13 protein-coding genes are annotated in these 13,251 nt (G+C 65.4%); 5 read left to right on the top strand and 8 right to left on the bottom strand.

The window, feature by feature from the left end:
* The 3 genes from WCB02_RS07860 to WCB02_RS07870 all read left to right on the top strand — a co-directional run.
* The coding region (locus WCB02_RS07860; RefSeq protein WP_423957301.1) for a M20/M25/M40 family metallo-hydrolase at nt 1–272 on the top strand (272 nt) is incomplete at its 5' end.
* 77 nt (nt 273–349) lie between these two features.
* A complete protein-coding gene (locus tag WCB02_RS07865) occupies nt 350–1,351 on the top strand; it encodes an ornithine cyclodeaminase family protein (protein ID WP_423957303.1) in 1,002 nt (333 codons plus the stop codon).
* A gap of 30 nt (nt 1,352–1,381) precedes the next feature.
* Entirely contained in the window at nt 1,382–2,194 is an 813-nt protein-coding gene (locus tag WCB02_RS07870) for a phosphate/phosphite/phosphonate ABC transporter substrate-binding protein (protein ID WP_423957304.1), read from the top strand.
* 12 nt (nt 2,195–2,206) lie between these two features.
* Here WCB02_RS07870 and hutU read toward each other — a convergent pair whose 3' ends face one another.
* Both hutU and hutI read right to left on the bottom strand, forming a co-directional pair.
* The gene (gene hutU / locus WCB02_RS07875; protein ID WP_423957305.1) at nt 2,207–3,874 is read right to left on the bottom strand and encodes a urocanate hydratase; all 1,668 of its coding nucleotides are present in this window, start codon (nt 3,872–3,874) and stop codon (nt 2,207–2,209) included.
* A gap of 37 nt (nt 3,875–3,911) precedes the next feature.
* The gene (gene hutI, locus WCB02_RS07880; protein ID WP_423957306.1) at nt 3,912–5,129 is read right to left on the bottom strand and encodes an imidazolonepropionase; all 1,218 of its coding nucleotides are present in this window, start codon (nt 5,127–5,129) and stop codon (nt 3,912–3,914) included.
* A 102-nt stretch (nt 5,130–5,231) separates the two neighbouring features.
* On the opposite strand from hutI, the gene WCB02_RS07885 reads away from it, so the two are divergent.
* Complete coding sequence (locus WCB02_RS07885) at nt 5,232–6,590, top strand: formimidoylglutamate deiminase (protein WP_423957307.1); 1,359 nt, start codon at nt 5,232–5,234, stop codon at nt 6,588–6,590.
* Nucleotides 6,587–7,324 (top strand): histidine utilization repressor, encoded by a 738-nt coding sequence (hutC, locus tag WCB02_RS07890; RefSeq protein ID WP_423957308.1) that lies wholly within the window; start codon nt 6,587–6,589, stop codon nt 7,322–7,324. The genes WCB02_RS07885 and hutC overlap by 4 nt, the downstream gene beginning before the upstream one ends.
* Before the next feature lie 14 nt (nt 7,325–7,338).
* Here the strand turns inward: hutC and WCB02_RS07895 are convergent, their stop codons facing one another.
* The 6 genes from WCB02_RS07895 to WCB02_RS07920 form a co-directional block, all read right to left on the bottom strand.
* Nucleotides 7,339–8,397 (bottom strand): ABC transporter substrate-binding protein, encoded by a 1,059-nt coding sequence (locus tag WCB02_RS07895; RefSeq protein ID WP_423957310.1) that lies wholly within the window; start codon nt 8,395–8,397, stop codon nt 7,339–7,341.
* 28 nt (nt 8,398–8,425) lie between these two features.
* The gene (locus WCB02_RS07900; RefSeq protein ID WP_423957312.1) at nt 8,426–9,268 is read right to left on the bottom strand and encodes an ABC transporter permease; all 843 of its coding nucleotides are present in this window, start codon (nt 9,266–9,268) and stop codon (nt 8,426–8,428) included.
* Between the two features lie 14 nt (nt 9,269–9,282).
* The gene (locus WCB02_RS07905) at nt 9,283–10,074 is read right to left on the bottom strand and encodes an ABC transporter ATP-binding protein (RefSeq protein WP_423957314.1); all 792 of its coding nucleotides are present in this window, start codon (nt 10,072–10,074) and stop codon (nt 9,283–9,285) included.
* 172 nt (nt 10,075–10,246) lie between these two features.
* Entirely contained in the window at nt 10,247–11,866 is a 1,620-nt protein-coding gene (locus tag WCB02_RS07910; protein WP_423957315.1) for a DHA2 family efflux MFS transporter permease subunit, read from the bottom strand.
* 4 nt (nt 11,867–11,870) lie between these two features.
* Entirely contained in the window at nt 11,871–13,091 is a 1,221-nt protein-coding gene (locus WCB02_RS07915) for an HlyD family secretion protein (RefSeq protein ID WP_423957317.1), read from the bottom strand.
* The coding region (locus WCB02_RS07920) for a hypothetical protein (RefSeq protein ID WP_423957318.1) at nt 13,018–13,251 on the bottom strand (234 nt) is incomplete at its 5' end. The genes WCB02_RS07920 and WCB02_RS07915, both read right to left, overlap by 74 nt.

A 13,251-nucleotide genomic window follows, 5' to 3' on the forward strand; every position in this document is an offset into this window, starting at 1 on the left:
CCGAAAGTCCGGCCGTTGTCTGCGACAGCGATTTGCGCGCCGCCCTGCACAGGGGCGCCGACGCACTCGGCCTCGCCGCGACCGATCTGCCGAGCGGCGCGGGCCATGATGCTGGGTTCATGAGCCGGCTCGGTCCGTCGGCGATGGTGTTCGTGCCCTGCCGGGCCGGCAAGAGCCACACGCCGGAAGAATGGGCCGACCGCGAGGCCATCGCCGCCGGCGCCGCGATGATCTACCAGGCGCTTCGGGAGATCGATCAAGCCCTGACGTAACGCCCCGCGGGCCACGTTGACTCTCTCGTTGCCCTCGATAATGTATAGACATATTGAAGGTCCCAGGGAGCCGCATCGTGCCGCCGATCTACATCGCCTATCTCAACCGCCTCGACATCGACGAACTCAAGATCACCGATGCGGAAATTCTGGCGGCGATCGAGGCGAGCCTTGCCGCGCAGGGCAGCGGCGAAACGGTCATCGAGCCCCGCGTCCATCTCGAACCCGGCGTCGCCAACGGCCATTTCAACGTGCTGCGCGGCGCCATCAAGGCACCGATCGACTCCGCCGGCGTCAAGGTGGTCGGCGACTTCGTCGACAACTACAAGCTCGGCTTTCCCTCGGAGCTCGCGATCCTGGCGCTGTTCGACCCGCGCACCGGCGCACCGAAAGCCATTCTGGATGCGAGCGGCATTACCGACATGCGCACCGGAGCGGTGACCGCGATCGGCGCCAAGTATCTGGCGCGCAAGGATTCCAAGGTGCTCGGCCATATCGGCGCGCGCGGAACCGCTTATTGGAACGTGCGCCTGCTCGATCATCTGTTCGATCTCGACGAAATCCGCGTGCATTCGCGCCGCGAGCAAAGCCGCAACGATTTCGCCGAGCGGCTGAGGCGGGATCTCGGCAAGAAGGTGGTTGTGACGCAGGACTGGAAGAGCTGCGTCGAGGGCGCCGACATCGTCGTCGAAGCCTCACGGCTGGACAAGCCGACGCCGTTGTTGAAGACCGAATGGATCAAAAACGGCGCCTTCGTCGTGCCCTATGGAACCATGAGCGCGATCGAATTGTCGCTGACCGACATCATGACCAAGCTGGTGGTCGACGATTGGGGCCAGTGCAAGGGCGGCAAGTTCGGCAGCCTTCGCGCGCATGTCGAAGCCGGCAAACTGTCCGAGGCGACGTTGCATGCGGAGCTCGGTCAGATCGTAGCCGGTCGGAAGCCGGGCCGGCAAAGCGACGCCGAGATCAACCTGTTCTGGCATCGCGGACTTTCGCTCTCCGATATTGCGCTCGGCCACGCCATGCTGGAAAAAGCCGAGCGGCTGGGACTGGGGCAGCGCCTTCGCTTCGCCTGATGCGGCCGCCGGGGGCACGGACCTCAAGATATGGCTTATATCGCCAACGCACGGATGTATTCGGTCGATGCGGCGGCGGCCTTGGCGTGGCGGGAGCTGTTTTCATGGCTGTCGCGCGCAAGCGGCGTGGATCTCGATATCATCGATCATGCGTTTCCGTTGCCGTTGTCGGAGCTGTGGTCGCGCGCCGACCTCGCCTGTGTCTTCATGTGTGGATTGCCATACAGCCGCGCGGCGCGTCCTCCGCGACCGGTCGCAGCACCCGTTCCGGCCCAGGCGCCGATTCCGGGGTTGCCGGTCTATGCCACCTATCTGGTGGTGCCGGCCGTTACGAAATTCCTGACGCTCGAGGACACATTCGGCGGCCGTCTTGGATATACCGTCGATGGTTCCCATTCCGGCTACAATGCGCTGCGGCATCATCTCTTGCCCTATTATCGCGCGCGTCGCGCACGGCTCTATCGCGAGAGCATCGGGCCGCTCTATACGCCGCGGCGCGTGATCGACGCGCTGCTTTCCGGCGACATCGATGTCGGTCCGCTCGACAGTTACGCGCTTGATCTGATGCTGCATCATCAGCCCGATCTCGCGCCGAAGCTCAGGATCGTCGCTGCGACCGATCCAGCGCCGATTCCGTTTCTGGTTGCCGCACCGGATTGTGCCGAGGATGTCGTATCCCGGTTACAGACGACGCTTGCAACTTTCGCCAGCGCCCCGGCCTGCGCCGGCTTGCGGGATCGGCTGTGCCTCGAGGCTTTCACGCCTGTTGTCGCCGAGGACTATCATCTGATGACGCGATGGGACGCGGAAGCGCGCATTGCCGGCTATCCGGAACCGGGCTGACCGCGGCAATTGCTAATCAGCCAGGCTGGGCAGATCGAGGTTGTTGGCGCGCGCGCTGTCGATCGCCAACTCGTAGCCGGCATCGGCATGCCGCATCACGCCCGTCGCCGGGTCGTTCCACAGCACCCGGCCGATGCGCTGCGCCGCCTCCGGCGTGCCGTCGCAGACGATCACCATGCCGGCATGCTGGGAAAAACCGATGCCGACGCCGCCGCCATGATGCAGCGACACCCAGGTTGCGCCGCCGGCGCAATTCAGGAGCGCGTTCAGCATCGCCCAGTCCGACACCGCATCCGAGCCGTCGCGCATCGCTTCGGTCTCGCGGTTGGGGGAGGCGACCGAGCCGGCATCGAGGTGATCGCGGCCGATCACGACTGGCGCCTTCAGTTCGCCACGGGCGACCATCTCGTTGAAGGCGAGACCGAGCCGGTGACGATCGCCAAGGCCGACCCAGCAGATGCGCGCCGGCAGGCCCTGGAACGCGATGCGCGCGCGCGCCATGTCGAGCCAATGATGCAGCGAGCTGTCGTGGGGCATCAGTTCCTTCACCTTGGCATCGGTGCGGTAGATGTCCTCCGGATCGCCCGACAACGCAACCCAGCGGAACGGGCCGATGCCGCGGCAGAACAGCGGACGGATATAGGCCGGCACGAAGCCTGGCAAATCGAACGCGTCCTCGACGCCTTCTTCCAGCGCCATCTGCCGGATGTTGTTGCCGTAGTCGACGACCGGGATTCCCTTACGGTGGAAGTCGAGCATGGCGCCGACATGCTCGGCCATCGAGGCGCGCGCCGCGCGGTCGACCGCCTTGGGATCGCTGCTGCGGCGGGTTTCCCATTCGTGAATGGTCCAGCCCTTCGGCAGATAGCCGTTGATCGGATCGTGCGCGGAGGTCTGGTCGGTCACCGCGTCCGGCCGCACGCCGCGCCGCACCAGTTCGGGAAAGATCTCGGCGGCGTTGCCGAGCAGGCCGACCGAGACCGGCTTTCGCTCGCGCCCCGCGCGGTCGATGATCGAAAGCGCTTCATCGAGATCGCGCGCCTGGCAATCGAGATAGCGTGTGCGCAGCCGCATCTCGATGCGCGACGGCTGGCATTCGACGGCCAGGCAGGAGGCGCCCGCCATCACGGCCGCGAGCGGCTGCGCGCCGCCCATGCCGCCGAGTCCCGCGGTCAGGATCCATTTGCCCGCAAGGCTGCCGCCGTAGTGGCGCCGTCCGAGTTCGGCGAAGGTTTCATAGGTGCCCTGCACGATACCCTGGCTGCCGATATAGATCCATGAACCGGCCGTCATCTGGCCGAACATCATCAACCCCTTGCGGTCGAGCAGGTTGAAATGCTCCCACGTCGCCCAATGCGGCACCAGGTTGGAGTTGGCGATCAGCACGCGCGGCGCGTCGGCATGGGTGCGAAACACGCCGACCGGCTTGCCGGATTGCACCAGCAAGGTGTGGTCGCCTTCCAGCCGTCGCAGCGTCGCGACGATGCGGTCAAAACTCTCCCAGTCGCGGGCCGCACGGCCGATGCCGCCATAGACGACGAGTTCGCCGGGCTTTTCGGCGACATCCGGATCGAGGTTGTTCATCAGCATCCGCAGCGGGGCTTCGGTGAGCCAGCTCCTGGCCGAAATTTCCGGCCCGCGCGCCGCGCGCACGATGCGGGCATTGTCGATGCGTGTCATGGTTGAAATTCCGCGATGAGGGGGACCGCGCGCGCAATCATGTCGGTCGGCCTCGAAAGACGCGCGCGTGAAGCGGATTGAAGCCGATCCGGTAGACCAGCTCGGCCGGGCGTTCCATATTCCAGATCGCAAGGTCGCATTGCTTGCCGGCCTCCAGGCTTCCTGTCGTACCGAACAGTCCGAGCGCGCGCGCCGCCTCACGAGTGACTGCGGCGATGCATTCGTCGACGGTCAGGCGAAACAGGGTGGCGCCCATGTTCATGGCGAGAAGCAAGGAGGTCAGGGGCGAGCTGCCGGGATTGCTGTCGGTCGCAAGCGCGATTCGTACGCCATGCTGTCGCATCAGTGCGATCGGCGGCGCCTGCCGCTCGCGCAGAAAATAAAACGCGCCGGGCAGCACCACGGCGACGGTACCTGCGCGCCGCATCGCGGCGACGCCGTCCTCATCGGCATATTCGAGGTGATCGGCCGACAATGCGCCGAATTTTGCCGCAAGCGCAGCGCCGTGCAGGTTGGAGAGCTGGTCGGCGTGCAGCTTGACGGCAAGTCGGAGGTCGCGTGCGCGGGACAAAACCTGCGCCGTCTCGTCGGCCGAGAAGGCGATCGCCTCGCAGAAGGTATCGACCGCATCGATCAGGCCTTCGTTGGCGAGTGCCGGCATCATCTCGTCGCAGACGGATGCGATGTAGCCCTTCGAATCGCCGGCGCGTTCCGGCGGCAGCGCGTGAGCGCCGAGGAACGTCGTCTTCACGGTGACCGGATTGAGCTGCCCCAGCCGCCGTGACGCGCGCAATTGCCGGCGCTCGGTCGCAAGCTCGAGGCCGTAGCCCGATTTGATCTCGATGGTGGTGACGCCCTCGGCGATCAAGACATCGAGCCGGCGCTGGGCGGTCGCGACCAACTGGTCTTCGCTGGCCTGCCGCGTCGCCGTGACCGTCGATAGGATCCCGCCACCGCGGCGCGCGATCTCCTCATAACTTGCGCCGGCAAGCCGCAGCTCGAATTCGTGCGCGCGGTTTCCCCCGTAGACGAGATGGGTGTGGCAATCGATCAGGCCGGGCGTGATCCAGCGCCCTTCGCAGTCGATCCGGTTCGCTGTTGCGAGACCGGACGGCGCATCGGCCGCCGGACCGGCGTAGACAATCATGCCGCCGCGCTCCGCGATCAGGCCATCGTCGACGATGCCGAGGCCGTCTCGTTGCGGCGACAGCGTTGCAAGCCGGGCGCGGTACCAGACATGATCAGCGTCGGGCATGACGATGGAAACTCGCGATCCTCTTGAAGGCAGGTTGCTTATTTGTCTATACATATTTAACGCGGCGCTGTCCAGCGTCGCCTCGCCGTCGGAGGAGTCAGCTTGACGCAATTGTTCTTCAGCGAGGCCTTGCTGCCCGGCGGCTGGTCGCGCGACGTCAGGATATCCGTCGCGGATCGCCGCATCGCAGCGGTCGAACGCGGCGCGTCGCCCGACAGCGGTGACGAGCGGCACGCGATCGGACTGCCGGGGCTTGCCAATGTTCACAGCCATGGCTTCCAGCGCGGCATGGCAGGCTTGACCGAGCTGAGAGCCAGCTCGGCAGATAATTTCTGGACCTGGCGCGAACTGATGTACCGGTTCGTCGGTCGCATGACACCTGACGATGTCGAGGCCATCACCGCACAAGCCTATGTCGACATGCTCGAGGCGGGGTTTACCCGCGTCGGCGAGTTTCACTATATCCACCACGATCCGTCGGGCGCGCCCTACGACAACATCGGCGAGCTCGCCGAGCGCGTGGTCGCCGCCGCCCGGGCCAGCGGCATCGGCTTGACGCTGCTGCCGGTGTTCTATGCCCATTTCAGTTTCGGCGGCGAGCCACCGAGCGATGGGCAGCGGCGTTTCATCAACGGCGTGGATCGCTTCGCCGATGTGATGGATGCCTCGCGACGCGCCATCAACGGACATCAGGATGGCGTGGTCGGCATCGCGCCGCATTCATTGCGGGCCGCGACACCCGATGAGCTGGCCGCGATCCTGCCGCTCGCCGGCGGCGGTCCGATCCACATTCACATCGCTGAACAGACCAAGGAGGTCGACGACTGCATGGCGTGGAGCGGCCGGCGCCCGGTGCAGTGGCTGCTCGAGCACATGCCCCTCGACCGGCACTGGTGCCTGATCCATGCCACGCACATGACGGACGACGAGGCGCGCGCGCTGGTGGCAACGGGCGCGGTCGCGGGCCTCTGCCCGGTGACGGAGGCCAATCTGGGCGATGGCATCTTCAATGCCACCCCATTTTTCGCGACCGCCGGACGTTTCGGCATCGGCACCGATTCCAACGTCCTGATCGGCGTGGCCGACGAACTGCGCCAACTCGAATACGCCCAGCGCCTCACACGACGCGCGCGCAATGTGCTCGCGAGCCCGGAGACCCTGTCGACCGGCCGCGCGCTGTTTGACGGCGCGCTTGCCGGCGGCGCGCAGGCGCTCGGAGTGACCGGCGGACTTGCCGAAGGGCAGTCCGCGGACATCGTCAGTCTCGACACCGGCAATCTCGCGCTCGCCGGCCGTTCCGGCGATGCGCTGCTCGACAGCTTCATCTTCGCCAGCCGCCGCTCGCCCGTGGACTGCGTCTGGACATCGGGGCGCAAGGTTGTGACAAGCGGCAGGCATCACCAGGCGGACGCGATCGCCGCCGCGTTCCGCCGACGGCTTGAGGGATTGCTCGCCGCATGAACGGAGCATCGAAACTTGAGGCCGGTGGCGGCGTCGCGCTCTATCAGCGCATCCGCAGCGATCTCGAAGGCCGGATCCTGTCCGGCAAATGGCCGCCGGGGCATCGCGTTCCCTTCGAGCATGAGCTGATGGAGACGTATTCCTGCTCGCGCATGACGGTGAACAAGGTGCTGTCGGCGCTGGCGGCGGCCGGGCTCGTCGAGCGTCGTCGTCGCGCCGGAAGCTTTGTGTCGCGGCCAAAGGTGCAGTCGGCAGTGCTGCAAATTCCGGATTTGAAGGCGGAGGTCGAACGCCGTGGCGCGCGCTATGGCTATCAGCTTCTGGCGCGGCAGAAGCGCGGCGCCACGCGGCAGGACAAGGCGCGGCTCGACATCGAGCTGCGCGCGCCGGTGCTGGCGCTGCGGTGCCGCCACGACGCGGCAAAACAACCCTTTGCACTGGAGGACAGGCTGCTCAATCTCGACGCGGTGCCGAAGGCGCTTGATGAGGACTTTTCGATGGTGTCGCCGAGCACCTGGCTGGTCGAGCACGTGCCCTGGACCGAAGCCGAACATCGCATCTCCGCCTGCAATGCCGACCGGCCGGTCGCCGACGAGCTGCAGATCGAGGTCGGCGCCGCCTGTCTCGTCGTCGAGCGCCGCACTTGGCGCAATGGCGAGCCAATCACCGCCGTGCGTCTCATTCATCCCGCCGCGCTCTATGATTTGATCGCGCGCTTCACGCCGGCCGGCTGATCGGCCGCCCTCGGCTATTTTTGCTTTGACGACTTCGCTCCGGCCTCGTCGACGAAGCGATCGGTCCACAGATCGTTCTCGGCCGTCTTGGCGTCGAAATCCTTGCCGAAATCGGTCCCGATCTCCTTGGCTGAGGCCAACAGGTTCGCAAAGCCGCTCGCGTCGAGCTTGCCGCCATCGGCGACGCCGCTGCTCATGGCGTTGATTGCCGCCGTGATCGCCTCGGGGGCTGCCTTGGGGAAGAATTGCTTCTGGATCGCCGCCGCGGTCGCCGCGGGCTCTTTGATCACGCGGTCGCTTGCGGCCTGCAACGCGCGCGCGGTCTTCACGAACAGCGCCGCCTTCTGGTCGTCGATCGGTTTCTTGGCCACGAGCACGAGATAGGGCTGATGGTTGAGCTGAGGAAAGTCATCGCCGAGCGACGCGATGATCTTGCCGGCGCCGGACTTCTCCGCCAGAAACCCTTCGGGCGGCGACAGCACGAAGGCGTCGATCTGCTTGTTGTCGAGCGCTGCCTGCAGCGCCAAGGGATTGCCGATCTGCGCGACCTTGATGTCGGTCTTCGGGTTGAGACCGCCCTTGGCCGCAAGCCATCGCGCCGCGGCATCCTGGGTGCCGCCGACGGCGGCAACCCCGACGGTGGCGCCCTTGAGTGCGCCCAGGCGCTTGTCGAGGGGATCGCCCGGCTTCACGCCTGCGCGTTCCAGCACCGCGGGCGACACGACCAGCTGCAGCGTCACTTTCGACATCAAGGCGTAGACGATCTCGAACGGCTGGCCCTTGGCGTCTGCCCGCAGCACCGTCTCCGAGCCGACCGCGGCCAGATCGATGTCGCCGGCGTCAAGGGCTGCGAGCGCTGCCGCATCGCCGCCGGGCACGACCATCGCGCTTGCCGAAAGGCCTTGGCCGGCAAACGTGTTCAATGCCCGTGCGGCCCAGATCGGCAGAAAGCTCAGGGCGGAGACACCCTGTGCGATGCGCACGGTGTCCTCCGCAGAAGCCGGCCTGGGCGCCAGCAGCAGCAATGATGCAGCGAGCGCGGCTGCTCTCGGCAATCGGGGGATCGGACGCATGATGGACTCCGGTTGTAACAGGGGATCGTCAGATATCGCTTGGGCCCGGACCTGAGGCGATCCGCCAGCGCAGCAGTCGCCGTTCCAGCCGGCCGGCCAGCGCGCCCGCGATCATCACGAAGCCGAGCAGGATCACGATGCCAGCGAACACGCCGGCAGGATCGTAGGTGGCTGATGCTTCGTGAATGAACAGGCCAAGTCCCTGGGTCGAGGAGGTGAACTCACCGACGATCACGCCGATCACGCTGTAGGGAATCGCCATCCGCATCCCGAGCATGACATAGGGCGCCGCGGCCGGCAGGAAGACGTGATAGGTGAGCTGGCGCTGGTTGGCGCCCATCACACGTGTCAGATTCACCAGTTCACGATCGACGCCGCGCACGCCCGCGAACACGTTGTAGAATACCAGGAAGAACACCATGATCGAAGCGAGCGCGACTTTCGACCACATGCCGATGCCGAACCAGATGATGAACAGAGGAGCCAGCGCGATCTTCGGCACGCCGTAGAACGCCATCACATAGGGCTCGAAGATGCGCGCCAGCCGCGGCGAGCGACCTAGCGCGTAGCCTCCGACCACGCCGCCGCTGACGCCGATCACGTAGCCGAGCACGAGCTCCTGTCCCGTCGTCCACAGATGCGGATAGATTTCGCCGGAAGCGAACAGCTCGAACAGCCGCGCGGCGATGGCGGTCGGCTTGCTGACATAGATTTCCCTGATCAGCCGGCCCGACGCCCATTGCCAGAACAACAGCAGGACGATGCCCGGAAGCAGCGCGAGCAGTCCGTGCGTCGCCTTGGCCATCCAGGCGCTGCGGCGCGCGGCCGTCTGCTCCGCTGTGGATGACGCATCATAGATCATCTCGGTCATCGGGCTGCCCTCGCTCAATGTGCGCGTCCGATGTCGATCTGCGATCTGAATACGGTCCAGACCGCATCATAGGCCGCCTCGAAACCGGTGTTGCGGAACGGCTCGAACATGTTGCGCGGCCGCGGCAGGTCGATCGGAATATTGGCCAACAACCGCGACGGCCGCTGGCTGAGCACCACGACGTGATCGGCCAGCAGCACGGCTTCGGTGATGTCATGGGTCACGAACACGATGGTCGCTCCGGCTTGCAGCGACAGCGTCTGCAGATCGTTCTGCATCACCATGCGGGTCTGGGCGTCGAGCGCGCCGAACGGCTCGTCCATCAGGATGATGTCGGGCCGGTACACCAAGGTGCGCGCGATCGATCCACGCTTCTGCATGCCGCCGGAGAGCTGGCTCGGAAAATGCCGCTCAAAGCCGTCGAGACCGACTGCATTGAGCGCGCCCGCCACGCGTTCGCGCCGTTCGCTGACCGCGACCCCGCGCAGCAGCAGCGGAAGCTCGACATTCTCGGCCAGACTCTTCCATGGAAACAGCTGCGCCTGCTGCGGCACGAAGCCGACTTCGGTGTTGACCGACGTGACTGCGCGGCCGCGATGATGCACCGCGCCGCGCGTCGGCCGCAACAGGCCGGCCGCCATTTGCAACAGCGTGCTCTTGCCGCAACCGCTCGGGCCGATCACCGCGACGAATTGTCCGCGCTCGACGTCGAAGCTGATGCCGTCGAGCACGCGGATCGTCGCGCGCTGGCCCGGCATCGGAAAATCCTGCCCGATCCCGTCGAAGGCCAGTACGTAATCGCTCATGCCGGTCGCTCCTCGTCCCGAACATGTCTATACATAATCGAACGGGAGGGGACGGGCAAGCGGGCGGCAGTGAGGAGATTTTACGCGGGGTTTGGCCTCGAAAAGCAAGCTTACGTCCGCGAAATTCGCGACTTTGCCTATTTCGGAGGCGCGAGCGAACGCGGCATCCCGTTCAATGCGCACCGGCCGCCGCGGCGGCTACCTTCGCCTTGCGCGTCAACAGGATCGCGACGGCAGCGAGGATCAGCACGATGCCGAGGATCGCGAACGTGTCGGAAAAACCCATCACCAGCGCCTGGCGCTTCACCGTGTTGCCGAGCGCAATGATCGCCTGCTGGTGGGCGCTGGTCGGGTCGGTTACGCCGTGACTGAGGAAATAGTTGGTCAGTTCCGCGATGCGGGTGCGCACCTCCTCGCGGCCGAGGTTGACAGACTGACCGATGATGTTGGAGTGGAACTGCTCGCGCTTGGTGACGATGGTAGCCAGCACCGCGGTGCCGACGGCGCCGCCGAGATTGCGCATCATGTTGGAGATGCCGGACGCCGCCGCGGCATCCTGCGCCGCGACGCTGCCGAGCGAGACGGCGCTCAACGGGGCCAGCATCAGGGCCTGGCCGATAGCGCGGACGATGTTGGGGATCCAGAGCTGGTCGCCGGAATAGTCGAGCGACATCGTCGTGTTCATGAACGAGCTGTAGGCGAACAGCAGCATGCCAATGGCGGCGATATAGCGGGGGTCGAGGCGCTGCATCAGCTTCGGCACCAGCGGGATCAGTATCAATTGCGGCAGGCCGGTCCAGGCCAGCACGCTGCCGATCTGCTCGGCGTTGTAGCGCTGCACCTGGCCGAGATAGGCCGGCAGCAGATAGATCGAGCCGAACAGAGCGAAGCCGACGAACACCGCGGCGAGCGTGCCCATGCCGAAATCGCGCTGGGTGAGAAGCCGCAAGCGCAGCAGCGGCTTTTCCACCAGGAGCTCGTTGGCGATGAACAGCGTCAGGCTGACCGCGGCGATCACCGCCAGCCGCACGATGAAGGGCGAGCCGAACCAGTCGTCCTTGTTGCCCTCTTCCAGCACGGCCTGCAGCGCCGACAGGCCGACCGCCATGGTCGCGATGCCGAACCAGTCGCCTTCACGCAGCAGCGATAGCTGCATCGGCTGGCGTTCGAGGGTGAAAAACAGCGTGGTGACCATGACCGCGGTCGGCACCACATTGACGAAGAAAATGGTCTGCCAGCCGTAATTTTCGGTGAGATAGCCGCCGATCGTCGGCCCGATCGCGGGCGCAAACGTCACCGCGAGCGCAAACATGGCAAGTCCGATCGGCTGCTGGCGCTTCGGCAGTTTGGTGAAGACCAGCGTGAACGCCATCGGGATCAGCACGCCGCCGAAATAGCCCTGCAGGCCGCGCATCGCGATCATCGACGGCAGGTCATGGGCAAAGGCGCAGGCGACCGAGAACGCCGCGAACAGCGTCGCGTGCGCGAGCATGATCTTGCGGAACGAGAACACCCGGCTGAGGTAGTCGGTCAGCGGGATCACGATGATCTCGCCGATCAGATACGAAGTCGAGATCCAGGAGCCGTTGTCGACACCGGTGCCGATGCCGCCCTCGATGTTGAGCAGCGAGGCGTTGGTGATCTGGATGTTCAGGATGGCCATGAACGCGCCGATCATCGCCGCCAGAATTGCAATCCAGACCGTGACGCTGGCGCGATCGGCGGCGGCTTGCGGCACAGTCGAGACGGGGAAGGGCGCGGCTGTCGCGGCCGAAAGGGCGAGCGTTGACATGGCATCACCTCGTGGAATGGACGTAGGCCACTCTGGCTTCAGCACTGGAATGCGCAGGATTGTGCGCAGGAGCTTCCTGGCGCGATTGGGTCTCGATGGTCGGGATCACCGACATGCCTGGCCGCAGCGCGATCGCTGCGTCGCCGTCGAGCGCGATCTTCACCGGGATGCGCTGCACCACCTTGGTGAAATTGCCGGTGGCGTTGTCCGGCGGCAGCAGCGCGAATTCCTGGCCGCTGGCCGGCGCCAGGCTATCGACATGGCCATGCACGGTCTTGCCGGGGAACATGTCGACGTCGACATCGACCGCCTGTCCCTCGCGGACGTCGGTGAGCTGGGTCTCCTTGAAATTCGCCACGACATAGGCCCCCGTCGCCGGCACCAGCGACATCAGCTGGGTGCCGGCCTGCACGAACTGGCCGACACGCAAGGTTCGGTTGCCGACGACACCGTCGATCGGCGCGATGATCGTGGTGTAGCCGAGATTGAGCTCGGCCTGCCGTTGCTGCGCGGCTGCCCGCGCCGCCGCCGCGACTGCCTGGGCGGTCTCGGCCTTGAGCAGCTCCACCTGTTTTTGCGCGGAGGCGAAGTTCGCGGTATCGCGCAGGATCGCGGCGTCGGCGCCGGCATTGCGCGATTGTGCCTGCTGTGCGTTCTGCACGCTGCCGAAGCCGGTGGCGGCGAGCTCGGTGTAGCGCTTGTTCTCCTGGTTCGCGAAGGTCTTCGCCGCGGTGTCGACGTCGATCGTCGCCTTGGCCGCCGCGATCACGGTCTGCTGCACGTCGAGCTGCGCCTGTTTGCTTGCGATTGCGGCCTGGGCGGCCGCGACATCCGCCTTGGCCTGGTCGAGCGCGACCTTGAAATCGCGATCGTCGATCCGCGCCAGCACCTGGCCCGCTTTCACGCGCTCATTGTCCCCGACCGCGACCTCGATGAGATAGCCCGAAACTTTCGGCGCGATGGTGGTGTTGTCGGCCTGGACATAAGCGTCGTCGGTCGAGACCAGGAAGCGGCCGACCGTCCAATAGTCGAAGCCGTACCAGCCCGCGCCGGCCAGCACGGCGACCGCGGCACCAGCCATCAGGAATCGCCGGAACGTCTCCTTGCGATTGCGCGCCGGCGTGGCTGTCGTCGTGGGCGCCTGATCTGGTTTAGGCAGCAGCTCCTGCACGGTTTCGGCCGAAGCCGGACGTTCGGCCTGGAAGGATGCGGTATGGCGGCTCATGATTGCCCCGTTGTGGTTCTATCCCCTTGCGAACAAACGGAAACTGGAGTCGTTGAGCGCCGGGATATTTAGGAAACTTGATGTTTTCCAAAATAGTCCCCATATTTGGACTGTCAATGGAATGACAGATATCATTTAAAAGCATGGCGATCACAAAGAT

Origin of the sequence: Bradyrhizobium sp. (genome assembly GCF_049581145.1) — a bacterium.
Classification (GTDB): Bacteria; Pseudomonadota; Alphaproteobacteria; order Rhizobiales; family Xanthobacteraceae; genus Bradyrhizobium.